Here is a 23,516-nt window from a genome sequence, read left to right as displayed (position 1 = left end):
GGGATCAGGCAATCTTCAACGCCATGAGAATGTCCAGCGGTGTCTGGGCAAATGCCCGGGCCTGCTCAGTCATCTCGGCAAGGTTTTCTTCGGCGGTGAGCAGCGGCTGGTCACCCCTGAGCAGCACTTCGCCCTGTTCACCGATGACGGCCCACGCCAGTTGCGCCCAGTCTTGCGGGTCAGTCATGCCTTGTTTGAGCGAAATCAGGAACAACTGCTGGACGCGGCTGACTGCCACGCCACCGCCGGTGACCGGGCTGGCCAGCACCTGAATATCGCTGTTGAACAGCGCCCGCTTGCACAGTTGCAGGTTGAGGGTGTCGCAACGTTCCTGCACCTGTCTTTCAGCGGCTTCGCTCTGGCACGGGGCGGCGACGCCCATGCCGATCAGCACGGTGACAGCCTGCACCAGGTCGTCGTAAGACACGGAGCCCACGGCCATCGATAACTGCTGCAGGGTCTTCGCGGCATAGGCATTGGCTGCGAGCGCTGCGAGCACCGGGCTGTAAATCTCCGCTTGCAGCGAAGCCGCACCGGCCGGACCCGTGACGGTGTCGGGAATGTTTTCAATGGCTTGCAACAGGACAAAACGGCTTCTCAGCAGGGCATCGCGCTGTTCGGCGGCAGACAACCGATTGGCACCGCGTATGTACAGATCCCGGCGGAAGTTCTGATTGATGAAGTAGTCGCGCGCCTGTTCGCGCATGACCGGATGCTCGATCCCCTGCAGAAAGTCCATGCCTTCTGCACTCAGATTCAGCGCAGCAACGCTATCCAACGGCACGGCGGTCGCGGCGTAGTCGAGTTTGGCCGCCGCCATGGCGTCGACCACGTCGGTGAAATACATGCAGTTCCAGTCGCGATTGAAGTACTCATGGGCCACGTACTGACGATTCTGGCCCTTGATGCTCTGCAACTGGGCACCGAGAGCCGGCGCCGTTCTGGCGTACTTCGGATTGGCCGCCAGCAGCGCTTCGGAAAATTGCATCGCGGCATCGATACGTTTGGCCGGGCTGGTGGAGGCGTGGCTGGCAAAGCGGTTATGCAGACTGAACAGATTGCGCAAGGGCGCCGAAGGCGACCAGCCCGGGAAACAGTTGTAGCTGACATACAACAGGCCGCCGGGTTTGAGATGGCGGCGGGCGAATTCGACGATCAGTTGCTGATTGTCGCGGCTGACCCAGGTCCAGATGCCATGCAGGCTGATACTGTCGAAGGCCGGCAGGTCATCCCGGGCCAGCAGTTGCTCGAAACTGTCGTCATACAGGCGGGCCTGGCTGTTCCAGTCGCTCGCCAATGCAATGGCATGCGCGGCCTGGGATGGCATGAAATCGGTGCCGACGTAGTTTCCCGGGTTGGCGGCAGCATGGATGTTGATCGACACACCCTGGCCGAAGCCCAGTTCGCAGTGGTAGCCAGCGGCACTCTCCAGCGTGGCAAAGCCGCGCAACAACAGGCAAAAACGCTGGAACACCGGATTGATTTCCCGGCTATACGAGTAGGTGTAGCCCTCGTCGGTGAAATACCCTTCGTTCCAGGCATTGCTCATGGTGAACCCTTTATTTCGAGAGAGAAGCCGCTCTTATAAAGGGTTGTCCTTGGGCACTACAAGCGGAAAAACAGCTCAGTGGCACTTACCCTTGCAAAGGCACGTACACGTCCGTCTGCCACTGCTCTTGCGGCGTCTCGGGATAGACGCTCAGGTAATGGAAAAACAGCGGATGATCGCGCAACTCCTCACCGCTGGTGGGCAGCCAGTCGCGATAGATCGGGTAGATCGTTTCACCGATGTGGTCAGGTGAACCGACGTGCCGCACCACCACACAACGGCCTCCGGGAATAACGAGTTCCTCCACGCCGAACGTATTCGGTGCTACCGGCTCTTCAAGCTCGCCACAGATGGCGAAGCGAAAATCCTCCGCAGGCGTGGTGTCGGGGTTGTTGAAGGGAATGCCGAAGGTGCGACTCGACGCCACGGGCGACTGCCCGCTGTGCAGGCGCCAGGCGATGAAGGTCTGCACACTTTGCTGAACCTCCCCTGGCGCGCCGCGGTGCTCAAGCGCGGCGACCCGCACGGTCGGGAAGTCGATGATTCTGGTTTGCATGATGACGCTCCTGGAAAAGTGAGGGATGGCGAATACCGCATTCCAGGTCTGCCAGTTCGGTTGCTTCCTGAAGGCACTGGGCGTCATGCCGAAGTCGCGTCGGAACGCCCGGCTGAACGCTTCCGGGCTCTCGAACCCGGCGTCAGACGCGGCGTCGAGTATCGAGTGCTGCGGTTGCGCGGCCAGCCGATGGGCAGCCCGGCGCAAGCGCATCAGCTGCACATAGCGCGACACCGGCACACCAATGAACGCGCTGAATTGCCGATGGAAGTGAAACGCCGAAAAGTTCGCCACCTGACTTAACGTGTTCACCGACAGGTCGCCCTCGAGATGGGCGTCGATGTAGGCGAGCACGCTGTGGAAGCGCCGGGTATAGGCGCGGTGGGTCGGCAGGTCGGACACTTGGTGGAGACTCCTGGAAGTGCGGTCGGCTATAGCCTCGTCGATTTTGGCGTAGGCGCGCCTAGCCGGGTTTGCTCAAGTATCGGTTCTGTAGGAGCTGCCGAAGGCTGCGATCTTTTGAGGTTGATTTTTGGCGTCCTCCATCAAGGTCAGAATCAAGAGATCGCAGCCTCGTTGCACTCGACAGCTCCTACAGGAGAGCGTGTGGAGTCAGCGGCCGTGCGCCGCGTCCGCCAGTTGCCCGGTATCGACCCGCACGAACACCGAATCGCCCACCGCCGTCAGCACTTCCCCGGCGTACACCTCGCAGATCACCCGAGTCTTGCGCCCGACATCGCCTTCGACCCTGGCGCGCAAGGTCAGGGTGACGCCCATTGGTGTGGGTTTGATGAACTTGAGGCCAAGGTTGCCGGTGACGCAGTCGATGCGCGGCAGGCTGCCCGGGGCACGCTGTTCGGCGCGGTAGTGGTAAGCCATCGCGGTCCAGTTGGAATGGCAGTCGACCAGCATCGCCAGCAACCCGCCGTACACCAGGTCCGGCCAGCCACAGTATTTGTCGTCCGGCAGGTGTTCGGCTATCACATGCACGCCGTCCTCGTGCCAGAAGCTTTTGACGTGCAGCCCATGCGGGTTGCGGCCGCCGCAGCCGTAGCAGATGCCTTCGGGGGCGGCGAGGTCTTGCAGGGGCGTTTCGGAACGGGTCATGGGGCTGGTCATCCTGAAGGGGTTATTCCGGTCAGGCGCAGGCGGTTGCGCCCACCGCGCTTGGATTCATAGAGCGCGGCGTCGCCTTGTTCGATCAATGCCGCGAGACTGGCCGGCGGCTGGTTGAACAGGGTGGCGCCGATGCTTAACGTCACCGGCTCTGGTGTCGGGAATGCCTGGGCGGCGCTGCGGTGAAACTGATCGCGCAGGGCGTCGCCGAGTCTGACGACGTGATCACTGGGCGCGTTGCTCAGTAAAATCACGAACTCGTCGCCGCCCAAACGGGCGGCGAGCGCCTCATCGGAGGTCTCGGCGCGGATCATTTCGCTCAAGGCCACCAGCAAACGGTCGCCGGCGCTGTGGCCGTACTGATCGTTGACCGATTTGAAGTTGTCGATGTCGATCAGCAGCAGGGCACCCGGATGCGCCGGGGAGACGTCCTGCAGCAAGCGCGGCGCGCGCACATCGAGGGCGCGGCGGTTGTAGAGCGCGGTCAGCGGATCACGGGCGGCCAGTCGGGCGATCTGTTCCTCGCGCCGGTAGCGTTCGGTGCCGGTCATCGACAGCGCAATCAGCATGATCGCCATTGCGCCTTCGACCAGCGATATCTGAATGATTTCACCCCGGAACGCCGCCAGATCGATCAGCGTGCCCGGGATCATCACGGTCAGGGCCTTGGCCACATAGAACAGCCCGTGACCGAGCAACACGTAGCGCAGTTGCACCGCGCCGACGCTCAGCGAGCTGCCATGGGGCCGCAGCAGCAGACTGGCCTTGAGCGTCGAGGCGGCCACCAGCAGCGAGTTGGCGGCCAGCATGACTTTCGACCACAGCGGCCCGTCCGGCAACAACAGCATGACCAGCCAGCTGACGAAAATCAGATACCAGGCCGGGGACAGACGGATCTGCGTGAAGCGCGCCACCCCCAGCAGAAACAGAAAGTGCGCGGTCACCAGCAAGCCGTTGGCGAACCAGATGCCGATCAGCAGAAAACCGTTGCTGCGCAGCAGGGCCAGGGTGGAACCGATAGTGATAGTGGCGAAACCGGCGCTCCAGAACAGCAGCGAAGGCTCACGAATGCTGCGCCACTCGACCGCCAGATACAGCGCGGCGGCGGCTGCGAGAGCGATCGAAATGGTCAGCATCGTCAGTGGGTCGAGCGGCATTTCCGGGGGAGCCTGTCAGAAGGTCGGTAGGGCCGGCGATTGTAAGCGTTCGGGGCCGTTTTGGCAGGCTCCGCACGCTGATGTCATGGCCGGGCGTTCGCCGTCATGACTGTGGCGTGAGCCAGGTGTCGACGACCCGCCGATCCAGTTCTTCCCAATAAGCCATACCCAGCACCCGCGTGGTGTTCAGCCCGCGCAGATAGCCACGCAACTGATTGGCCGTATCGCGTTTGAGCTGCACATCGGTGATGTCCTTGTCCAGCAACACGTTTTCGTACTGCACCAGGTATTCCGCCACCCGCTCGCGAAAGTCGGGCAAAACCGCGTCGCGGATCAGGTCAAAGGTTCTCAAAGCGGCGTCCTCACTGTTGTTTTAGTCATTAGAGATGAGCATGGATCAAACGTTATCGTCGGTAACTATCGCTAGAAGTAATAGTGACCATCACGAAACGCAAGTTCAGCTTTGCAAGCAATAGGCGGAAAATTGCCTTCATTGAAAACGCAGCTCAAGGAAATTGCGCGATGAAGACCCTGACCCGACTGGCGCTGACCGCTCTGCTGATGAGCGGCATGGTAGCCACGGCACCGTCTTACGCAGACGACGCTTGTGCGTGTCATCTTCAGCCAATCGCCGGCAGCAGCGCGACATTGCAACATTCACAGACCGTGGGTGTGCTGTACAGCGAAAACACCCGGGAAAACCTGCAATACCTGACGCGCTACCACGACATGGCGTTGCACGGCGCCAAGGATGCGCTGGATTCGCGAATTCGCGCAGCCTTTGTCAGCAGCTCCGACCCGGAACTGGCCATTGATTGGTTGCTCAGCTCGCTGCAGCGTCATTTTTCGTCGGTGACGGTTTACGACAGCCTTGATGCGCTGATTCAGGCACACCCGGACATTGTGGTGAAACTCGACACCTTCAACCGCTTGCTGACCCAGCAAAACAGCCTGTACGAGGCGCATTTCATCGCGCGTTTCTACGATGCCGACCTGCAGTACATCGGCAAGGCCGAGGGCTCGGTGGAGAAACAGATTCCGTCGGTCTGGGTACACGACAAAGCGGCGCAGGAGATTGCCGCGCAGATCGAGCAGCAACGTGATCTGCAACTCAATGCCTTGAAGCAGTTCGATGCCTCGCTCAAGGCGCTGGTGGCTTCCAGCTGAACACTCAAAACCAAAAGGGCAGCGGCGGCGCCGTGACGCTGAACCGTTGCCGGATGAACCGGACTTTTATTTTCAGGATTACACCGATGCGTACTTTTTTTGCCCCGACCCTGGCGGTTGCCTCCTTGCTGCTCGCCGGTTGCGCCTCCGCACCGAACGACCCGACGCTCACCTTGCAGACCCGCAAGACCCCGGCGCAATACGCCGATTGCGTGGTGCCCAAGCTGCAGAGCAGTGCGCTGAACCCGACCGTCTCGCAGACCCAGCGCAGCTACCGGATCGTGGTGCCGAGCAAGGTGTCGGCAGACAACGTGCTGGAAGCCTACAAGGCCGGCAACGGCGGCAAAGTGTTCATCTATGAGCGCCATTTGCTGGCCTCGAATTTCCTGCCTTCCAGTTTTGAACGCGCTGCCCAGGATTGCATCTGACCCGGCCGCGCAAACCGTTCTGACCGAGCTCCTTTGGTTGGCCGCAACCAACCAATACTTTGCCCCGCACCTCATCCGGTTGCGGGGCTTTTTTTGCCTGACGTTTGCTGCGGTGTTGATGTCGGCACGCTGACGCTTGCCCGGCGTGGTCGGCTGCTTGCGTCGGCGACAGGGGATATGGTTGTATAGTGCAACTAAGTTTCAGCGGTGATGTGTCATGAGTGTCCCTAAAGCCTTGATCGAAGAAATCCGTACAGCGTCGCGCACGATGGTGCGTGAATTCGGTTTCCTGCGCGCCACCCTGGCGGCGACCGACTATTCCGCCTCCGGCGTGCACGCATTGCTGGAAATCGAGGCCGGGGACGGCGTCAGCGCTGCACAACTGGCGCAAAGCCTTGGTCTGGAAAAGTCCAGTGTCAGCCGCATGGTCGGCAAACTGATCAAGGCCGGGGAGATCGAGGAGCGCGCCGCCGAGGACGCCCGGGTCAAGCTGTTGCAGCTGACCGCGCAGGGCCGGCAGACCGTCGCCGACATTCATGCCTACGGTCGGGCGCAGGTCAGCAACGCACTGAACACGCTCAATCCGTCGCAGCAACAGAGCGTGGCGCAGGGCCTTGCAACCTACGCCCATGCGCTCAAAAGCATCCGTCTGGGCGCTGACCGGCCACTCACGCCGAACCTGCACATCAGCGCCGGCTATCGCCCCGGCCTGATCGGCCGTGTGGCGCAAATGCATGCGGATTATTATTCGCGGCATTCCGGTTTCGGCGCGATCTTTGAAAGCCGCGTCGCCAGTGAAACGGCGGAGTTTGTCGGGCGCCTCAATCAGCCCTGCAACCAGATCTGGGTGGCGATGCTTGATGAGCGCATCGTCGGCTCGATCGCGATCGACGGGCAGGATCTGGGTAACAATCAGGCGCATTTGCGCTGGTTCATCCTCGACGACGGCTGCCGCGGCAGTGGCGTCGGTCGGCAACTGCTGAGCGCGGCGGTGGAGTTTTGCGATCAGCACGGCTTTGACGCGATTCAGCTCTGGACCTTCAAGGGCCTCGACGCCGCGCGCCGACTGTACGAAGCGGCCGGGTTCGAATTGACCATGGAAGAGCAGGGCAGCCAGTGGGGCAGTGTGGTCACGGAACAGCAGTTCACCCGTGCAGGCGCCTCACGTTGAAGGTTGATTCAGCGTCATCACGCAGGTGCTGAATGTGTCCGCCAGTCAGGCTTCCTGCGCCTTGGCGCTGGCAATCGAAAACGCCTTCGGCAGGCGGGCGCCATTCTTCGCGGCCAGGATCTCGGCCATCACGCTGACCGCGATCTCCGCCGGTGTCTTGCTGCCAATGTAGATGCCGATTGGCCCGTGCAGGCGCTCGAGTGACGCTTGGGTCTCACCAAAATGCTCGATCAGCCGTTCGCGGCGCAGCTGACTGTTGCGCCGCGAACCGATGGCGCCGATGTAAAACGCCGGGCTGTGCAGGGCTTCGAGCAATGCCAGGTCGTCGAGTCGCGGGTCATGACTCAAGGCGACGATGCAGGTGCGCAGATCGACCGCGAAGTCGCGCACCACATCATCCGGCATGCCAATGATCCGCTCCACACCGTCCACCGCCCAGGTGTCGATGTATTCGGCACGCGGATCGCACACCGCGACCTTGAAGCCGTTGAACAGCGCCATGGTCGCCAGATACTCGGCCAGTGCGCCGGCACCGATCATCAGCAGCCGATACCCCGGCCCGAGGGTATTGAGCATCTGTTGGCCGTCGAAACTGAATTGCTCCGGGATGGCTGTGGCTTGCAGTGTGACGCGACCGTTATCCAGTGCCAGGCAGCGGCGTACCAGTTGCCCGGCATCCAGTTGCTGCAGCAGTTGGTCCAGCACCTGCCATGAGGGATTGAACTCAAGAATCAGCTCAAGCGTGCCGCCACAGGGCAAACCGAAACGATGCGCCTCGTCGGCGCTGACGCCGTAGCGCACCACCTCGGGCGCACTGTCCTTGAGGCCGCTGCCGCCCTGCGCGGTGGTGTAACGATGGATCAGATCGTCCTCAATGCAGCCGCCGGACACGCTGCCGACCACGCGCCCGTCGTTACGCAAGGCCATCATCGACCCTGTCGGGCGCGGCGAAGAGCCCCATGTGCGCGCGACCGTGGCGAGCAACACTCGCTCGCCGGCGGCGAGCCAGTCCCGCGCGGTGCGCAGGACCAGCAAGTCGATGCTTTCCATCAAACGTTCCTCTAACGCATTTGCAGGATGATCGGGCTGCTGCTGGCCGGATCGGTACGTTCACGCAGCTTGTTGACCGCCTGCGCTTCAATGGCACCGCCCTGATTGCCCCAGGTGCTGCGCATGAAGGTCAGCACTTCGGCGATCTCTTGATCCGACAACTGCTCACGGAAGGCCGGCATGCGATAGGCGTCCGGTACTCCGGCGGCCACCACCCGTTGCGAACCGTTGAGGGTGATGTTGATCGCTGAAGCACTTTCCTTGGCCAGTGCCGAGGTGGCGCCGGCCAGCGGCGGCATCCATTCGGACTGGCCCTTGCCGTCCAAACCGTGGCACGAAGCACAGCGCGTGACGTAGGTATGGGCACCGGGCGCGTCCAGACGTTCCGTCGCCGAAACCGCTTGGTACTGCCATGGCTGGCCGTCGCGCTGACGGTCCCCGGGCAATGACTTGAGATAACGGGCAATCGCGGTCAGATCGTCATCGCTCATGAATTGCGTCGAGTTGTTGAACGCCTCGGTCATCGAGCCATAAACCACCGCGTGTTTATTGCGCCCGGTCTTGAGGAACTGCACGATCTCCGGTTCGCTCCAGCGGCCCAGACCGGTGTTGTGGTCGTCACGCAGACTTGGCGCGTACCAGCCATCGAGCAAGGCGCCGGCGAGGTACGGCGTGGCGGATTCATCCAGAGCCTTCTCGTTGAACGCCAGACCGCGCGGCGTATGGCAACTGCCGCAGTGCCCGGCGCCTTGCACGAGATAAGCGCCGCGATTCCACACGGCATCCTGCGACGGTTTGGCCACGTAAGGCTGGGTCTCGGCAAACACACCGTTCCACAGCGCAATCGGCCAGCGCAGGTTCAACGGGAAAGGAATCGCACTCGGGATATTCGCCTGCTTGACCGGTGCCACGCCTTTCATGAAAAACGCGTACAGCGCGCGCACATCGTCGTCACTGAGCTTGGCGTAGGACGGGTAGGGCATCGCCGGGTACAGACGGCGGCTGTCGGGTGCCACGCCGTGGCGTAGCGCACGATCGAAGTCCGCCAGGCTGTAGCGACCGATGCCGGTTTCCGGCTCGGGGGTGATGTTGGTCGTGTGGATCGCGCCCAGTGGTGTGGCCATTTCCAGACCGCCAGCGAACGGCGCACCGCCCGGCACGCTGTGGCATGCCACGCAATCGCTGAGTCGGGCGACGTATTCGCCACGAGCGACCAGCGCCGGGTCGATGTCGGCCACGGCGGTGTGGTTGTTTTCAAGGCGCGAGACAGGCTCGCGGGTGACATACCAGGCCAGCAGGCCTGCCGCGACCAGGCACGGCACTGCCAGCCAGCCTGCGGTTCTTGCGAATCGGCGGTTATTCATGGACGCTCCGGCGCTGATCAAGTGAAGGTGTGGCGGCTCATGGGCAGGCTGCGCACCCGTTGCCCGGTCAGCGTTGCCACGGCATTGGCGACGGCGGGCGCGACGGCGGGCAGCGGTGGTTCGCCGATACCGCCCATTTTTTCCCCGCTCTCGACCACACGCACGTGGACCCGGGCCATCCGTGCAGGCGGCAGGATCGGATACAAGTCGTAGTTGCGCGCACGCGGTTTGCCATCAATCCACACGGCTTCCTCCACCAGGGTTTGCGACAGTCCCAGCGCCACCGCGCCATTGACCTGCGCTTCGACAATCGCCGGGTTGACGATGCTGCCGGGGTCGATTGCCTGCCAGATGTCGTGCACCTTGACCTGACCGTGCTCGATGGAGACCTCGGCGATCACCGCCGTCTGGGTACCGAACGGCGACGCCATCGCCACGCCTCGCGCACGTTTGCTGCCGTCCGCCGCGGTAAACGGCCCACGCTTCCAGCCACCCGACAGATCGCCCACTGCGTGCAGCAGCGTGGTCAGTCGCGGGTTGTCGCGCAGCAGATGCAGGCGCAGTTCGAACGGGTCCTTGCCGCCCTTGTCGGCCAGTTCGTCAAGGAACGACTCATAGAAGAAGTCGTTGAGCGAATTGCCCACCGAACGCCAGTAACCGAGCATCGCCGGGCCTTTGGCGTAGATCTGCGCGATGCGCTTGTTGGGGATCGCGTAGGACTTGCCCGACAAGCCTTCAAGCGCCGTCGGGTCGAGTTTTTCACCCTGTTTGCCGGCCAGTGCCTCGGTCGGGCCTTCGGTGGCGCTGACCGCTTCGATCGCCAGCGGCCAGCCGTCGTTGTCCAGCGCCGCGCGGAAATTCACCGCGGCTACAGGACGCAGCACGTCGCGCAGGAACTCTTCCTCGCGGCTCCAGATCAGTTTGACCGGGCGCCCAACCGCCTTGGATAACTCGATCGCCTGCGGGTAGGGGCTGGCGGCGTCGTAAAGGAAATGCCGACCGAAGAAGCCGCCCAGCAATGGCGAATGCAAGGTGATGAGCGACGGGTCCAGTCCGGTGCGTTTGGCGATGTCGGCACGGAACATGTCCGGCGCCTGATTCGGCAGCCAGACTTCCAGCGAACCGTCGGGATTGAAGCGGGCCAGCGCCGACGGCGGCTCCAATTGGCCGTGGTTCAGATACTGGTTGTGGTAAGTGGCGTCAATCCGCGTTTTGGCGCTGGCCAGAACTGCAGCCACATCGCCCTCATTTTCATCATCCCTGGCCGGGCCTTTGTCGTCAGCCAGGCGTTTGAGCCAGGCATCACTGGAAAAATCTGCGGGCATCGGCCGTACTTTGCTGTCGGCCGTGGGCTCCTGCCAGTCGACCTGAATCGCTTCCACTGCACGTTTGGCGTGCCACCAGCGCTCGGCGACCACCGCCACGGCCCCCGGCAGGCGATGCACGGAATGCACGCCTTTCATCGCTTTGACCTGCTCTTCGTTGCGCAGGTTGCCCACGGTCATGCCCAAACGCGGGGCGTGCTGAACGGCGGCATGCAGCATGTCGTCGACCTTCAGGTCGATGCTGTACAGCGCCTTGCCGGTGGACTTGTCGTAGGCATCGACGCGCTTCACCGGTTTACCGATCCAGCGGAACTGGCTCGGATCACGCAGTTGCACCGAGGCCGGATCGGGAACCGGCAGATCCATGGCGTGTTCGGCCAGTTCGCCGTAGGCCAGCGAGCGGCCCGACCTGGCGTGCACGACTTTGCCGGGTTCGGTAGTCAGTTCGCTCACCGGCACCCCAAGTTTCTGCGCGCCCGCCTGCAGCAGCATGGCGCGGGCGAGGGCGCCGAGGCGGCGCATCACCGGGTAACTCATGCGCACCGACATGCTGCCGCCGGTGATGCGCATGCCGTTCTCCATCACGACATAGGCTTCGCCGGGCGGCGCGGCTTCTACCAGGAACGTCGCCGGGTCGGCATCCAGTTCTTCACCGACGATCTGCGCCATCGCGGTGAACGTACCTTGTCCGCCTTCCATGAACGGGCACAGCAGGCGCACGCGGTTGTCCGGGCGAATTTCCAGAAACGCCGGCACCTGCGTGCCACGCTCGGCAGTCGCGGCCGCCACTGCCGCTTGCACGCGCGTCGTGCCCAGCGGCAGGCCGAAACCGAGCACCAGTGCGCCGACAGCGGTGCCGGCCAGGAAACGTCTGCGCGACACGTTGATTGGTTCGTGCAGAGCCAGTGCTGATGCTTCCTGAGCAGGATCGATACGCACGTTCATCAGGCGTCTCCCTTGCCGGCCAGCTCATGCACGGCGGCATGAATGGCGTTGTACGTGCCGCAGCGGCACAGGTTGACCATCGCCGCTTCGATCTGCGCATCACTGGGTTTGGGATTCTGCTTGAGCAGTGCCGTGGCGGCCATCACCTGCCCGGACTGGCAGTAGCCACACTGGGCGACCTGCAGATCAACCCAGGTCGAGACCACCCGTTTGCCCACATCATCGGCCTCGATCGCCTCAATGGTGGTGACCTCGCGACCGACCACACCGGCCACCGGCGTGACGCACGAGCGCACCACGTTGCCGTCCACCAGCACGGAGCAGGCGCCGCACTGCGCCAATCCACAGCCGTACTTGGTGCCGGTCATGCCCAGATCATCGCGGATCACCCACAGCAGGGGCGTATCGGCGTCGGCATCGACCTGATAGGTTTTCTGGTTGATTCGTAGTTCCATGGTTCACCCGCTCGATCATCGGTTGACGTGCATTTTTATAAACGGTGAAACGCGGCGAGGCGCCTCACCGGTAAAGCGTGTTCTTTGCTCAACTGGCCGCGTTGCCCAGTGCTTCTGCGGCGAAGGGTTCACCACGCAGCAGCGCGATGTCCCGACTGGGTGCGGTGCCGTACAGGCGTGCGTATTCACGGCTGAACTGCGAGGGACTTTCATAGCCGACCGCAAACGCCGCTCGCGAAACGTCCAGACGCTCCATCCACATCAATCGGCGCGCCTCGTTCAATCGCAGCCACTTCTGGTACTGCAGCGGGCTCATGCCGGTGAGTTGGCGGAAGTGGTGGTGAAAAGTCGGTGCGCTCATCTGCACCCGCGCCGCCAATTCATCGATGCGCAGCGCCTCGGTGTAGTTGACCTTGAGCCAGTCGATGGCTTTGGCGATGCGATAACCCTGGCCATCGACGGCCGTGATCTGCCGCAGCCGCGCGCCTTGATCGGTATGGAGCAGGCGATAGTGGATTTCCCGCAGCACCAGCGGCGCCAGTACCGGGATCGCTTCAGGCTCGTCGAGCAATGCCAGCAGGCGCTCAAGCGCGCCTTCCAGCGCGGACGACATGCTGCCAATGCCAGTGCCCGCGTTCATCGACGGCTGCCGTTTCGCAGGCAAGCCACCTTTGCTGAGGATTTCGGCGAGCATGCCGACATCCAGTTTCAGCACCAGCCCGACACAGGGCTGCTCGGGGCTGGCCGCCAGCACTTCGGAATTGGCGGGCAGATCCAGTGAAGTGACCAGAAATCGCGAAGGGTCATAGCGGTAACCCTCACCGCCGACCCACAAGCGCTTTTCCCCACGGCCCACCAGAATCAGGCTCGGCTCGATCATGCACACGGCGGGAGGCGCCGGCTGATCGCGACGAAACAGCGACAGGCCGGGTATCGACGTGGCGAAGTCACCCGGCACGCTCACGCGCGGGTCAATGTTCAACGCCAAAGGTGATGCGTGGCGCAGCGGGGTAGGGATCATGTCGGACAACTCCTGTTGATCGAACTCTAATCCGCTGCACAGGCGTTTCCTATACACCACCCCGCAACCTCAGAGGATCAGGCAAGCATTCAAGAGGAATGCACTAGGGCAGAGGTGAATCGACCGGGAGAATGTGTCAAACCATTACAGGAGAGCCACCATGCAAGTCTTCGCTTATGGCGCCCATGCGGGCGACAAACCGCTTGAACCTCTGCGCATCACCCGTCGCGATCCCGGCCCGGAAGACGTGCAGATCGAAATTGCCTATTGCGGTATCTGCCACTCCGACCTGCACCAGGTGCGGGCCGAATGGGAGGGCACACAATATCCTTGCGTGCCCGGTCACGAGATCGTCGGTCGGGTCACCGCCGTAGGCCAACAGGTCAGCGGCTTCGCTCCGGGTGATCTGGTCGGCGTCGGCTGCATTGTCGACAGCTGCAAACATTGCGAAGAGTGTGCCGAGGGTCTTGAGAATTACTGCGACGGCATGATCGGCACCTACAACTTCCCGACTGCAGATGCGCCCGGCTGGACCCTGGGCGGTTACTCGCAAGCGATCGTGGTGCACCAGCGCTACGCATTGCGGATTCGTCATCCTGAAACTCAACTGGCTGCGGTGGCGCCGCTGCTGTGCGCGGGCATCACCACCTGGTCGCCGCTGCGGCACTGGAACGCTGGCCCGGGCAAAAAAGTCGGCGTGGTCGGCATCGGTGGTCTGGGCCACATGGGCATCAAACTGGCGCACGCGTTGGGCGCGTACGTAGTGGCGTTCACCACGTCCGAATCGAAACGCGAGGCCGCGAAAAGCCTCGGCGCCGATGAGGTGGTGGTTTCAAGCGATGCCCAGCAAATGGCCGCGCACCTGAAAAGCTTCGACCTGATCATCAACACCGTGGCCGCCCCCCACGACCTCGACGCTTTGCTGGTGCTGCTCAAGCGTGACGGCGCGATGACACTGGTGGGCGCTCCGGCGTCACCGCATCCATCGCCGAACGTGTTCAACCTGATCATGAAGCGTCGTACCCTGGCGGGATCGATGATCGGCGGTATTCCAGAGACTCAGGAGATGCTCGATTTCTGTGCCGAACACGGCATCGTCTCGGACATCGAGCTGATCCGTGCCGAGCAGATCAATGAGGCGTACGAGCGCATGCTCAAAGGTGACGTCAAATACCGTTTCGTGATCGACAACGCGACGCTGGCACCGTGAAAAACAGTGCGTCCGGGCCATCGCCCGGACGCCTCTCGCCATACAGGTAGTTCCAATGACTTCCCTTTCTACAGAACAGCGCGGCTGGAGCGCGGTGCTGGCCATGTCTCTGGCCGCCTTCGCCCTGGTCGCTTCAGAATTCATGCCGGTCAGTCTGCTGACGCCGATTGCCGCCGAACTGCAGATCAGCGAAGGCCAGGCCGGGCAGGGGATTTCCGTGTCCGGTGCATTCGCCCTGGTGACCAGCCTGGTGATTGCAGCGGTTGCTGCTCGCGTCGAGCGCAAGAAGCTGTTGCTGGGTCTGACCTTGCTGATGATCGTCTCGGGCACGGTGGTCGCGTTCGCGCCGGGCTATCCGTCGTTCATGTTCGGGCGGGCCTTGATCGGCATCGCCATTGGCGGTTTCTGGTCGTTGTCAGCGGCAACCGCGATGCGTCTGGTGCCGCCTGACCAAGTGTCCCGGGCACTGGCGATCGTCAACGGCGGCAACGCGCTGGCGACGGTAATTGCCGCTCCGGCGGGGAGTTTCCTCGGCGCGTTGATAGGCTGGCGCGGCGCATTTTTCTGCGTGGTTCCGGTCGCGGCGCTGGCGGCCATATGGCTGCTGATCAGTCTGCCGTCCTTCAAGCTCGAGCGTCAGGCCGGTAGCGGCAACGCCCTGCGGCTGATGAAGCAATGGCCAGTCGCTTTGGGGATGGTCGCCGTCAGCGTATTTTTCATGGGGCAATTCATGCTGTTCACCTACCTGCGGCCCTTTCTGGAGGAGGTCACCGGGGTCAGCATCTCAACCCTGTCCTTGATGCTGCTGGGACTGGGGCTTGCAGGGGTCATCGGGACCTTTGTGATCGAAAGATTCCTCGGCACCGGCCTGTACCGCACGCTGACGATCATCCCGCTGATAATGGCGCTCATCGCCCTGGCGCTGGTCAACTTCGGTGCTTCGCCGTTGCTGACTGCGGTGCTGCTCGGATTGTGGGGGCTGGTCGCCACGGCGGCGCCCGTGGGCTGGTGGACATGGCTGGCGCAGACGCTCCCGGAGGATGCTGAGGCCGGCGGAGGCTTGCTTGTGGCCATCGTGCAACTGGCAATCGCCGGAGGGGCCGTCGTCGGTGGCCTGGCATTTGACCTGAGCGGTTACAAAGCCACCTTCGAGCTGAGCGCGGCGGTGTTAGTGATTGCGTCGGTGCTCGCCTGGTTAGCGGGGCGCAGCGCTGCACAAGTGCATTTTGTCGAGTCGAACGCGACCGGTTGAGAGAAGTGCGAGAGTGATCGTGGAGTTGGCAGCTCTGCTCCAGCAACGGATTTGCCAATGACACTGTGTGTCATATAGTCTTTGGCGCATCACTCATCCAGCCCCTCATCAAGGATTTCCAATGAATGTTCATTTCGTGGTTCACGAAGCATTCGAATCGCCCGGCGCCTATGAAACCTGGGTGCGCGAACGTGGCCATGAAGCGAGTTATTCGCGCGTGCATGCGTTTGAGGCCTTGCCCGCGAGCGTCGAGAACATCGACCTGCTGGTGGTGTTGGGCGGCCCGCAATCGCCGGCGACGAGCAAAGAGGAATGTCCGCATTTCGATGCGGCTGCCGAGTGCGACCTGATCGTTAGAGCGATCAACGCGAACAAGGCAGTGGTCGGCGTTTGCCTGGGGGCGCAATTGCTCGGCGAAGCGCTGGGTGCTGCGCATGGTCACAGCCCGGAAAAGGAAATCGGCAATTTTCCGATCACCTTGACCGAGGCGGGCAAGAACAACGCCAAGGTGGCGCACTTCGGCGATGCGCTCGACGTCGGTCATTGGCACAACGATATGCCGGGGCTTACGGCGCAGGCGAAGGTCCTCGCCGTCAGTGAGGGCTGTCCGCGCCAGATTGTCGAGTACGGCGATCTGGTCTACGGCTTCCAGTGCCACATGGAGTTCACGGCGGAGGTCGTGGAGCGTTTGATTGCCGCGTCCCCTGACGAGCTGGCGGCGGCGCTGGATCGTCGTTTCGTTCAGCAGCCGGCGGCGCTTCGCACCAACGCTTATGAGCAGATGAACCTTAAGCTGTTCGAGTTCCTCGACAAGCTGTTGGCGCAGTATCAACAGCAACGCAAGGGCTAGGAATAGCGGGCCAAACGCTCACGCCAGTTGCCACCGTGCGAACGCATGCACGCTTGCTCGGAGTCGAAACCCACGTTGCGCTCTGAAGGGGAGAAGTCGATATCGGCCTCCCTCAGCGCAGTGGTCGTCAGTTCGAAGATCCGCGCTTTGGCTTGTGTGAAAGCGAGATGTTTGTCGGCCTCGGTATCGAACACCCAGATCACTTTCAGGGTCGCCTCAAACGCGTTCAGGTCAGCGGTGTGGGTCAGCCAGGTGAAGCCCTGGATTTCAGCTTTTGCGGCTTCACATGCGTCGGTGAGCGTGGCAATCAAGCGCCGCTCGATCCGCGCCAGTTCTCGTTTTCCAGCAGGCATTGCAGATCCTTATACGACAGTGGTGGTGTGGTCTCACTGTAATTGCTGAGGTTCACAAATCCTCATGTCCAACCCGAATTTTCTGTGGGAGCGAGCTTGCTCGCGAAAGCGGTAGGTCTGTTATGTCAGTGTTGACTGACTTGGCGCCTTCGCGAGCAAGCTCGCTCCCACAAAGGTTGCTGTGAACCGGGATGCCCCTGTCCAGCACAAATCTTTGTGGGAATGTGGCGTCAGTCCAGATCGGTGGCCTGATGTCGCTCCGCAACCTGGCTCGCCTCGTCACCCCAGGTGCGATTGACGCGCTGGCCACGCTTCACCGCAGGGCGTTGAGCGATGTCCTCTGCCCAGCGCTGCACGTGGGTGTATTCGTGGGCCGCTAGAAATTCGGCGGCCGAATACACGTTGTTGCGCACCAGTTGGCCGTACCACGGCCAGACCGCGATGTCGGCGATGGTGTAGCTGTCGCCGGCCAGGTAGCGGCTTTCCTTGAGGCGTCGGTCGAGTACATCGAGCTGACGCTTGGCTTCCATGGTGAAGCGGTTGATCGGGTATTCGAGCTTCTCCGGCGCGTACGCATAGAAGTGCCCAAAGCCGCCGCCCAGATAAGGTGCAGAGCCCATCTGCCAGAACAACCAGTTCAGGGTTTCCGTGCGGCCAGCCGGGTCTTTCGGCAGGAAGGCGCCGAATTTCTCTGCCAGATACAGCAGGATCGAACCGGATTCGAACACCCGAATCGGCGGCTGTACGCTGCGGTCGAGCAGGGCCGGAATCTTCGAGTTCGGATTGATCTCGACAAAACCGCTGGAGAACTGATCGCCCTCGTTGATGCGGATCAGCCAGGCGTCATATTCGGCGCCGGAATGCCCCAACGCCAACAGCTCCTCCAGAAGGATGGTGACCTTCACGCCATTGGGCGTCGCCAGTGAATACAACTGCAGCGGGTGTTTGCCGACAGGCAATGTCTTGTCATGCGTCGGCCCGGCAATCGGGCGATTGATGCTGGCGAAATGGCCGCCGGACGGCGCTTCGTGTTTCCAGACCTTGGGCGGAGCGTAGGGCGCTTTACTCATGAAATGGGCCTCATGGTGAACTTGCCGAGAATGAGCTGACGGGTATCAGACACGACAGCATAAACGCTCTAGCTCAAGACTGCGCAACCCCCGGAATGATCAAACACACCGCCAGCCCCATCAGCGCAATCCCGATGAACTTGTCGAGGAGCCGCTGTTTTTCCAGCAGGCGACGGCGTAACCGTTCAGTGGAGAAAAACAGCGCAACCAGACTGAACCACAGCCAATGAATGACCGACATGAACAAGCCATAGGCAAAGTTCACCGTCAGCGAACTGCCAGGTTCCACCACTTGGCTGTACGCCGCCACCACAAACAACATGGTTTTCGGATTCAGTGCATTGGTCAGAAAACCTGAGCAGAACACCTTCCAGGCACGGGGTGCCGAAGCGCTCGCATCGGCAAATGTCAGCACCGATTGATTGGTAAAGGATTTGATGCCCAGATAGACCAGGTAGCCGGCGCCCAGCAGCTTCATCATCCAGAACAGCATGGGTGACTGAGTGATGATCAGCGCCACCCCGAACACCGTGTAGAACACATGAACCTGCACGCCACAAGCGATGCCCAGCGCAGCGAGCAGACCACTGCGTCGGCCGTAGGCATAGCTGTTGCGAGTGACCATGGCAAAGTCCGGGCCGGGACTGATCACCGCCAGAACAGTGATGGCGATTACCAGAAACAATTCATTCATCCCTACGCTCCATCGCGTCATTTGCGCTACTTGATTTCACAGATGCACTGTCCGAAGTCATTCTTGCAAAAATTTAGAAGGATGCGGCAGGCTCCGAGTGGCGACATGATGGGGAATTGTCACTGGCAAAAAAAACGATTTATAGTCGCGAAAATCTGTGAGAAATCATCGTCTATATGAACCTGCCTCCGCTGGCTGCCTTTCGCTTCTTCAACACCGCCGCCCAGACCCAGAGTTTCGTCAAGGCTGCCGAGCTGCTGCACGTCACCCACGGCGCAGTCAGCCGCCAGGTGCGTTTGCTGGAGGAGGCGATCGGGGTCGAGTTGTTCGAACGGCGTAACCGCGCGATCTTTCTCAATCACGCGGGACGTTTGCTGTTCAATGTCACCGCGCCGATGTTCGAACAGTTGCAGAGCACGGTTTATCGTCTGCAACGCGAAGTCCACGATGACGTGCTGGTGGTGTCCTGCGAGCCGACCATCGCCATGAAATGGCTGATCCCGCGTCTGCCCGACTTCCACAGCGCGCATCCACAGTTGCAAGTGCAATTGCTGACGGCCGGCGGGCCGATCGACTTCGCTCGTTCAGGCGTGGATCTGGCGATCCGCCGTGACGATTTCCATTGGGACGAAACCGTGCACGGCGTGACGCTTTGTGAAGAGTGGATCGGCCCGGTCTGCGTGCCGTCCAGTCGACCTGACGGTGATCATTTGCATGGCGCCTGCCTGCTGCACAGCAAGACGCGCCCGCAGGCGTGGGACAACTGGATACGACTGGCTGGCATGAATGCATCGGATGTCAGTCGGGTCGATTACGAGCATTTCTACCTGTGCATTCAGGCCGCGCTGGCCGGGCTGGGGGTCGGTATGGCGTCGTTTCTGATGGTGCAGGACGAACTCAAATCCGGCCAGTTGATCGCGCCGTTCGGCTTTGTGCGGGACGGTTCGAGCTATTGCCTGTTGTCACCGCGCCCCTTTGAACAGAGCGCCAATGCCATGCTTTTTCGCGAGTGGATTACCCAGCAGATGAGTGCGTGCAGCCCACCGCTCGTGGATGATCTGAAGCCTTGACGACAGAGGGGCTGCAGTCAATGGGTCAGGCGTCATCGCCGCTCGTTCCTGCATGCACCAAAAACAACGTCAGAAGATCGCAGCCTGCGGCAGCTCCTACAGTGAGCGGTTCGGCAATGCCGTCGGGAAAAAACAATCGAAACTTCGCGCGCGTCCCGACTGTCCAGACCCATGTACCGCCCGGCGGATGTCTCGCCGGGCAGGCTTCATGTATCGGTGACAGGCGAGGAACGAAATGACGACGACAGTGGGCGATTTTCTGGTTGAGCGGCTCAGCCAATGGGGCGTCACGCGGATTTTTGGTTATCCGGGGGACGGCATCAATGGCGTGTTCGGAGCGCTCGCCCGAGCCAATGGCAAGATCGAATTCGTTCAGGCCCGGCACGAAGAAATGGCCGCGTTCATGGCGTCGGCCCACGCCAAGTTCACTGGCGAGTTGGGCGTGTGCATCGCCACTTCGGGACCGGGTGCTTCGCACCTGATCACCGGCTTATACGACGCACGCATGGATCATCAACCGGTACTGGCGATTGTCGGCCAGCAGGCACGGACGGCGCTCGGCAGTCATTACCAGCAGGAGCTGGACCTGGTGTCGATGTTCAAGGATGTGGCCGGGGCGTTTGTGCAGCAGGCGTCGGCGCCGTCGCAAGTGCGGCATTTGCTTGATCGCGCCGTGCGTACGGCAGTTGGCGAGCGGCGGGTGACGGCGATCATCCTGCCCAATGATTTGCAGGATCTTGCGTACGAGCCACCAGCGCGGGCGCACGGCACCGCGCACTCTGGCGTCGGTTATACCAAGCCGAAAGTGCTGCCCTACGAGGCCGATCTGCAGCGCGCCGCCGACGTTTTGAACAGCGGTGAAAAAGTCGCGATTCTGGTCGGCGCTGGCGCGTTGCAAGCGACGGATGAAGTGATCGCCATCGCGGAGAAACTCGGTGCTGGCGTCGCCAAGGCGTTACTCGGCAAGGCCGCGCTGCCGGACGATTTGCCGTGGGTCACCGGCAGTATCGGCCTGCTGGGCACCGAGCCGAGCTACAAGATGATGAGCGAGTGCGACACCTTGTTGATGATCGGTTCGGGTTTTCCCTATGCCGAATTTCTGCCCAAGGAAGGTCAGGCGCGCGGCGTGCAGATCGACCTGCAGCCAGACATGCTCAGCCTGCGTTATCCAATGGAGGTCAATCTGGTCGGTGACTCCGCCGAAACCCTCGCCGCGCTGCTGCCGTTGCTCGAACAGAAGACCTCGCACAAGTGGCGCAAAAAGATCGAGGGCTGGCGCGGCAGTTGGGAGAAAACCCTGGAAAGGCGTGCGATGGCCAAAGCCGATCCGATCAATCCGCAGCGGGTGGTGTACGAGCTGTCACCGCGCCTGCCGGAGCAGGCGATCATCACCAGCGACTCGGGTTCCTGCGCCAACTGGTACGCGCGTGATCTGAAGATTCGCCGGGGCATGCAGTGTTCGCTGTCCGGTGGCCTGGCCTCGATGGGCGCTGCCGTGCCGTATGCGATCGCCGCCAAGTTTGCGCACCCCGAGCGTGCGGTGATTGCGCTGGTGGGTGACGGTGCGATGCAGATGAACAACATGGCCGAACTGATCACCGTCGCCAAATACTGGCGCCAATGGAGCAGCCCGAAATGGATCTGCGCGGTGTTCAACAATGAGGATCTGAATCAGGTCACCTGGGAGCAGCGGGTGATGGAGGGCGATCCGAAGTTCGAAGCCTCGCAGAGCATTCCCGATGTGCCGTATCACCTGTTCGCCATTTCCATCGGCCTGAAAGGGATTTTCGTCGACCGCGACGAGGACGTCGCTGCCGCCTGGGAGCAGGCATTGGCCTCGGACGTACCGGTGCTGATCGAGTTCAAGACCGACCCCAACGTGCCGCCGTTGCCACCGCACATCAAGCTCGAACAGGCGAAGAAATTCGCCACGACCTTGCTCAAGGGCGACCCGGACGAGGCGGGGGTGATCGTGCAGGCCGCCAAACAGGTACTGGCCAGCGTCCTGCCCGGCAAAAAATAATCGTGAAGGCGCTTCGTCGTGCACCAAAGCTGTGAGCACCGCCGAAACCTGTGGGAGCGAGCTTGCTCGCGAAAGCGTTGTTTCAGGTGCAGCGATTGTGGAGATGTCGACGCCTTCGCTGGCAAGCCAGCTCCCACAGGCACTTCGTCGTGCCTGATATCTGTGAACGAGACCGTGGAGATTTTCATGCGTGAAGCGGCGAAGGGGCTTTTTTGATGTTCATCGGTTGCGCAGGCTGGAGTCTGGGGCGTGAGTATTGGCCGGAGTTTCCGGCCGAGGGCACGCATCTGCAGCGTTACGCGGCGCGGTTCGACTGCGTGGAAATCAACAGCTCGTTTTATCGTCCGCATCGGCGTCAGACTTATGAACGCTGGGCAGATTCGGTGCCGCCGGGCTTTCGCTTTTCAGTGAAGGTGCCAAAGCAGATCACTCATGAATGGCGTCTGCGGGACTGTGATCAAGCGCTGGACGAGTTTCTTGGGCAGTGCGAGGGTCTGGCCGATCGGCTGGGATGCTTGCTGGTGCAACTGCCACCATCGCTGGCCTTTGAACCGACAAGCGCAGAGGCGTTTTTCGTGGCATTGCGTCAACGCTTCGCCGGTGCCGTGGTGCTTGAGCCACGGCATGAGTCATGGGTGGCGGCGGCGCCGATGCTGCAGGCGTATCGGATTGCCCAGGCCATGGTCGATCCGTCGCGGATCAGTACCGATGGTTCGGCGCAGGGCTGGACGGGGGTGCGCTATTGGCGACTGCACGGGTCGCCACGGATTTATCACAGTGCTTATGAGTTGCCTTATCTGCGGCAGCTGGCGCAGGACATGCAGCTTTGCGCTGCTGATGGGGCCAGCGTATGGTGCATCTTCGACAACACCGCCAGCGGCGCCGCGTTGGGCAACGCGATGACGCTGGCGGCGCTGAGCCGGGCTTGAATCAGGTTGACAAGTGCTCATACAGAATGGTCGCGCCGACGATCATCAGCACCACGCCACCGACGATTTCCGCACGCTTGCCGACGACCGCACCGAGCACCCGACCAAGCATCACGCCAATGGTCACCATGGTCATGGTCGCCAAGCCGATGGCCGCTGCAGCCACCCAGATATTCACGTCGACAAACGCCAGGCCGACGCCGACCGCGAGCGCGTCAATGCTGGTGGCAAACGCGGTGACCGCCAGAATCAGGAACGAGTGCTGACCGGGTTTTTCTTGTTCCTCGTCTTCGTGCTTCAGGCCGTTATAGATCATGTGCAGACCGAGGATCAGCAGCAGGGTGAAGGCGATCCAGTGGTCCCATTCGGCGACCCAGCGGGTGGCAGCCTGGCCGATCAGCCAGCCGATGATCGGGGTGATGGCTTCGATCACGCCGAAGATCAGGCCGGTGCGCAGCGCTTCGCTCAGACGTGGTTTGTGCAGGCTGGAGCCTTTGCCGATGGCTGCGGCGAACGCATCCGTGGACATGGCCAAAGCAAGGAATATGAGGGAAACAGGATTCACGGGGGCACACTTCCAGTCGGGCTATGAGTCAACGACACAACCACACGCCCGACTTCAGGCATGGATGTGTCGTCGGTCTCACCAACCAAAAGGTGTTCGTACCACGGCAGGTTGCCGAGAATGTTGATACGAACGCTTCCGAGGGACTCGGAAACAGGCTACTCCCCAACGAGGCTGCGAATCTTATGGGGGCAAA

At 61.7% G+C, this 23,516-nt stretch carries 23 protein-coding genes and 1 riboswitch; of the genes, 9 read left to right on the top strand and 14 right to left on the bottom strand.

Annotated features, from left to right (window positions below):
- Nucleotides 1–4 precede the first annotated feature (4 nt).
- From OC71_RS00670 to OC71_RS00650, 5 genes are all read right to left on the bottom strand, one after another.
- Nucleotides 5–1,549, bottom strand: a complete 1,545-nt coding sequence (locus OC71_RS00670; RefSeq protein WP_041062718.1) for a class I SAM-dependent methyltransferase — start codon at nucleotides 1,547–1,549, stop codon at nucleotides 5–7.
- Between the two features lie 85 nt (nucleotides 1,550–1,634).
- The gene (locus tag OC71_RS00665; RefSeq protein WP_041062715.1) at nucleotides 1,635–2,507 is read right to left on the bottom strand and encodes a GyrI-like domain-containing protein; all 873 of its coding nucleotides are present in this window, start codon (nucleotides 2,505–2,507) and stop codon (nucleotides 1,635–1,637) included.
- A 210-nt stretch (nucleotides 2,508–2,717) separates the two neighbouring features.
- A complete protein-coding gene (locus OC71_RS00660) occupies nucleotides 2,718–3,212 on the bottom strand; it encodes a PaaI family thioesterase (protein WP_041062712.1) in 495 nt (164 codons plus the stop codon).
- Nucleotides 3,213–3,220: 8 nt separating this feature from the next.
- Entirely contained in the window at nucleotides 3,221–4,378 is a 1,158-nt protein-coding gene (locus OC71_RS00655; RefSeq protein WP_041062709.1) for a GGDEF domain-containing protein, read from the bottom strand.
- 103 nt (nucleotides 4,379–4,481) lie between these two features.
- A complete protein-coding gene (locus OC71_RS00650) occupies nucleotides 4,482–4,730 on the bottom strand; it encodes a hypothetical protein (RefSeq protein ID WP_041062706.1) in 249 nt (82 codons plus the stop codon).
- 170 nt (nucleotides 4,731–4,900) lie between these two features.
- Here OC71_RS00650 and OC71_RS00645 point away from each other — a divergent pair, with 170 nt between their 5' ends.
- The 3 genes from OC71_RS00645 to OC71_RS00635 all read left to right on the top strand — a co-directional run bounded on the left by OC71_RS00645 (nucleotide 4,901) and on the right by OC71_RS00635 (nucleotide 7,144).
- A complete protein-coding gene (locus tag OC71_RS00645; protein WP_041062703.1) occupies nucleotides 4,901–5,545 on the top strand; it encodes a hypothetical protein in 645 nt (214 codons plus the stop codon).
- 86 nt (nucleotides 5,546–5,631) lie between these two features.
- Complete coding sequence (locus OC71_RS00640; RefSeq protein ID WP_041062700.1) at nucleotides 5,632–5,973, top strand: hypothetical protein; 342 nt, start codon at nucleotides 5,632–5,634, stop codon at nucleotides 5,971–5,973.
- 217 nt (nucleotides 5,974–6,190) lie between these two features.
- Nucleotides 6,191–7,144, top strand: a complete 954-nt coding sequence (locus tag OC71_RS00635) for a helix-turn-helix domain-containing GNAT family N-acetyltransferase (protein ID WP_041062697.1) — start codon at nucleotides 6,191–6,193, stop codon at nucleotides 7,142–7,144.
- A gap of 45 nt (nucleotides 7,145–7,189) precedes the next feature.
- On the opposite strand, the gene OC71_RS00630 is transcribed toward OC71_RS00635, so the two are convergent.
- The 5 genes from OC71_RS00630 to OC71_RS00610 all read right to left on the bottom strand — a co-directional run bounded on the left by OC71_RS00630 (nucleotide 7,190) and on the right by OC71_RS00610 (nucleotide 13,304).
- Complete coding sequence (locus tag OC71_RS00630) at nucleotides 7,190–8,194, bottom strand: XdhC family protein (protein WP_041062694.1); 1,005 nt, start codon at nucleotides 8,192–8,194, stop codon at nucleotides 7,190–7,192.
- Between the two features lie 11 nt (nucleotides 8,195–8,205).
- On the bottom strand, nucleotides 8,206–9,558 hold the full coding sequence (locus OC71_RS00625) for a cytochrome c (protein WP_041062691.1): 1,353 nt from the start codon (nucleotides 9,556–9,558) through the stop codon (nucleotides 8,206–8,208).
- A gap of 17 nt (nucleotides 9,559–9,575) precedes the next feature.
- Nucleotides 9,576–11,828, bottom strand: coding sequence for a xanthine dehydrogenase family protein molybdopterin-binding subunit (locus OC71_RS00620; RefSeq protein WP_041062687.1), 2,253 nt, complete (start codon nucleotides 11,826–11,828; stop codon nucleotides 9,576–9,578).
- Nucleotides 11,828–12,283, bottom strand: a complete 456-nt coding sequence (locus tag OC71_RS00615) for a (2Fe-2S)-binding protein (protein WP_027613020.1) — start codon at nucleotides 12,281–12,283, stop codon at nucleotides 11,828–11,830. Before OC71_RS00615 ends, OC71_RS00620 begins: the two co-directional genes overlap by 1 nt.
- Nucleotides 12,284–12,371: 88 nt before the next feature.
- On the bottom strand, nucleotides 12,372–13,304 hold the full coding sequence (locus OC71_RS00610; protein ID WP_041062674.1) for an AraC family transcriptional regulator: 933 nt from the start codon (nucleotides 13,302–13,304) through the stop codon (nucleotides 12,372–12,374).
- Between the two features lie 160 nt (nucleotides 13,305–13,464).
- Between OC71_RS00610 and OC71_RS00605 the strand changes: the two genes are divergently transcribed.
- The 3 genes from OC71_RS00605 (at nucleotide 13,465) to OC71_RS00595 (ending at nucleotide 16,616) form a co-directional block, all read left to right on the top strand.
- On the top strand, nucleotides 13,465–14,514 hold the full coding sequence (locus OC71_RS00605) for an NAD(P)-dependent alcohol dehydrogenase (RefSeq protein ID WP_041062671.1): 1,050 nt from the start codon (nucleotides 13,465–13,467) through the stop codon (nucleotides 14,512–14,514).
- A gap of 55 nt (nucleotides 14,515–14,569) precedes the next feature.
- Nucleotides 14,570–15,766 (top strand): MFS transporter, encoded by a 1,197-nt coding sequence (locus tag OC71_RS00600; protein ID WP_041062668.1) that lies wholly within the window; start codon nucleotides 14,570–14,572, stop codon nucleotides 15,764–15,766.
- A 121-nt stretch (nucleotides 15,767–15,887) separates the two neighbouring features.
- Complete coding sequence (locus tag OC71_RS00595; protein ID WP_041062665.1) at nucleotides 15,888–16,616, top strand: type 1 glutamine amidotransferase; 729 nt, start codon at nucleotides 15,888–15,890, stop codon at nucleotides 16,614–16,616.
- Here the strand turns inward: OC71_RS00595 and OC71_RS00590 are convergent.
- The 3 genes from OC71_RS00590 to OC71_RS00580 form a co-directional block, all read right to left on the bottom strand.
- Complete coding sequence (locus OC71_RS00590) at nucleotides 16,613–16,969, bottom strand: hypothetical protein (protein ID WP_041062662.1); 357 nt, start codon at nucleotides 16,967–16,969, stop codon at nucleotides 16,613–16,615. The two genes, OC71_RS00595 and OC71_RS00590, sit on opposite strands and share 4 nt — an antisense overlap.
- 230 nt (nucleotides 16,970–17,199) lie before the next feature.
- Nucleotides 17,200–18,039, bottom strand: a complete 840-nt coding sequence (gene yghU / locus OC71_RS00585; protein ID WP_041062659.1) for a glutathione-dependent disulfide-bond oxidoreductase — start codon at nucleotides 18,037–18,039, stop codon at nucleotides 17,200–17,202.
- A 73-nt stretch (nucleotides 18,040–18,112) separates the two neighbouring features.
- Nucleotides 18,113–18,733 carry a LysE family translocator gene (locus OC71_RS00580; RefSeq protein WP_041062656.1) on the bottom strand — a complete coding sequence of 207 codons (621 nt, stop codon included), beginning with the start codon at nucleotides 18,731–18,733 and terminating at the stop codon, nucleotides 18,113–18,115.
- A 176-nt stretch (nucleotides 18,734–18,909) separates the two neighbouring features.
- Between OC71_RS00580 and OC71_RS00575 the strand changes: the two genes are divergently transcribed.
- The 3 genes from OC71_RS00575 to OC71_RS00565 all read left to right on the top strand — a co-directional run bounded on the left by OC71_RS00575 (nucleotide 18,910) and on the right by OC71_RS00565 (nucleotide 22,755).
- Nucleotides 18,910–19,803: a LysR substrate-binding domain-containing protein gene (locus tag OC71_RS00575; RefSeq protein WP_041062653.1), complete on the top strand. Its 894-nt coding sequence runs from the start codon at nucleotides 18,910–18,912 to the stop codon at nucleotides 19,801–19,803.
- 235 nt (nucleotides 19,804–20,038) lie between these two features.
- Nucleotides 20,039–21,826 carry a thiamine pyrophosphate-requiring protein gene (locus OC71_RS00570; protein ID WP_041062650.1) on the top strand — a complete coding sequence of 596 codons (1,788 nt, stop codon included), beginning with the start codon at nucleotides 20,039–20,041 and terminating at the stop codon, nucleotides 21,824–21,826.
- Nucleotides 21,827–22,041: 215 nt separating this feature from the next.
- Nucleotides 22,042–22,755, top strand: coding sequence for a DUF72 domain-containing protein (locus tag OC71_RS00565; protein ID WP_084234095.1), 714 nt, complete (start codon nucleotides 22,042–22,044; stop codon nucleotides 22,753–22,755).
- 1 nt (nucleotide 22,756) lies between these two features.
- Here the strand turns inward: OC71_RS00565 and mntP are convergent, their stop codons facing one another.
- On the bottom strand, nucleotides 22,757–23,320 hold the full coding sequence (gene mntP / locus OC71_RS00560) for a manganese efflux pump MntP (RefSeq protein WP_041062644.1): 564 nt from the start codon (nucleotides 23,318–23,320) through the stop codon (nucleotides 22,757–22,759).
- A gap of 6 nt (nucleotides 23,321–23,326) precedes the next feature.
- Nucleotides 23,327–23,499, bottom strand: a riboswitch (yybP-ykoY riboswitch).
- Between the last annotated feature and the right edge of the window lie 17 nt (nucleotides 23,500–23,516).

The sequence above is a fragment of the Pseudomonas sp. W15Feb9B genome (genome assembly GCF_000828175.1).
Lineage (GTDB): Bacteria > Pseudomonadota > Gammaproteobacteria > Pseudomonadales > Pseudomonadaceae > Aquipseudomonas > Aquipseudomonas parakoreensis.
The sequence above is the reverse complement of the archived record's forward strand: the minus strand, read 5'-3'. Positions and strand labels throughout refer to the sequence as shown.

What these genes read in the sequence shown, in the direction of transcription:
- OC71_RS00610 (WP_041062674.1), bottom strand. Translation starts at nt 13,304, where the DNA reads ATGATCCCTACCCCGCTGCGCCACGCATCACCTTTGGCGTTGAACATT.
- OC71_RS00630 (WP_041062694.1), bottom strand. Translation starts at nt 8,194, where the DNA reads ATGGAAAGCATCGACTTGCTGGTCCTGCGCACCGCGCGGGACTGGCTC.
- OC71_RS00625 (WP_041062691.1), bottom strand. Translation starts at nt 9,558, where the DNA reads ATGAATAACCGCCGATTCGCAAGAACCGCAGGCTGGCTGGCAGTGCCG.
- OC71_RS00620 (WP_041062687.1), bottom strand. Translation starts at nt 11,828, where the DNA reads ATGAACGTGCGTATCGATCCTGCTCAGGAAGCATCAGCACTGGCTCTG.
- OC71_RS00640 (WP_041062700.1), top strand. Translation starts at nt 5,632, where the DNA reads ATGCGTACTTTTTTTGCCCCGACCCTGGCGGTTGCCTCCTTGCTGCTC.
- OC71_RS00570 (WP_041062650.1), top strand. Translation starts at nt 20,039, where the DNA reads ATGACGACGACAGTGGGCGATTTTCTGGTTGAGCGGCTCAGCCAATGG.
- OC71_RS00575 (WP_041062653.1), top strand. Translation starts at nt 18,910, where the DNA reads ATGAACCTGCCTCCGCTGGCTGCCTTTCGCTTCTTCAACACCGCCGCC.
- OC71_RS00595 (WP_041062665.1), top strand. Translation starts at nt 15,888, where the DNA reads ATGAATGTTCATTTCGTGGTTCACGAAGCATTCGAATCGCCCGGCGCC.
- yghU (WP_041062659.1), bottom strand. Translation starts at nt 18,039, where the DNA reads ATGAGTAAAGCGCCCTACGCTCCGCCCAAGGTCTGGAAACACGAAGCG.
- OC71_RS00580 (WP_041062656.1), bottom strand. Translation starts at nt 18,733, where the DNA reads ATGAATGAATTGTTTCTGGTAATCGCCATCACTGTTCTGGCGGTGATC.
- OC71_RS00565 (WP_084234095.1), top strand. Translation starts at nt 22,042, where the DNA reads ATGTTCATCGGTTGCGCAGGCTGGAGTCTGGGGCGTGAGTATTGGCCG.
- OC71_RS00655 (WP_041062709.1), bottom strand. Translation starts at nt 4,378, where the DNA reads ATGCCGCTCGACCCACTGACGATGCTGACCATTTCGATCGCTCTCGCA.
- OC71_RS00590 (WP_041062662.1), bottom strand. Translation starts at nt 16,969, where the DNA reads ATGCCTGCTGGAAAACGAGAACTGGCGCGGATCGAGCGGCGCTTGATT.
- OC71_RS00660 (WP_041062712.1), bottom strand. Translation starts at nt 3,212, where the DNA reads ATGACCCGTTCCGAAACGCCCCTGCAAGACCTCGCCGCCCCCGAAGGC.
- OC71_RS00635 (WP_041062697.1), top strand. Translation starts at nt 6,191, where the DNA reads ATGAGTGTCCCTAAAGCCTTGATCGAAGAAATCCGTACAGCGTCGCGC.
- OC71_RS00600 (WP_041062668.1), top strand. Translation starts at nt 14,570, where the DNA reads ATGACTTCCCTTTCTACAGAACAGCGCGGCTGGAGCGCGGTGCTGGCC.
- OC71_RS00615 (WP_027613020.1), bottom strand. Translation starts at nt 12,283, where the DNA reads ATGGAACTACGAATCAACCAGAAAACCTATCAGGTCGATGCCGACGCC.
- OC71_RS00645 (WP_041062703.1), top strand. Translation starts at nt 4,901, where the DNA reads ATGAAGACCCTGACCCGACTGGCGCTGACCGCTCTGCTGATGAGCGGC.
- OC71_RS00605 (WP_041062671.1), top strand. Translation starts at nt 13,465, where the DNA reads ATGCAAGTCTTCGCTTATGGCGCCCATGCGGGCGACAAACCGCTTGAA.
- OC71_RS00670 (WP_041062718.1), bottom strand. Translation starts at nt 1,549, where the DNA reads ATGAGCAATGCCTGGAACGAAGGGTATTTCACCGACGAGGGCTACACC.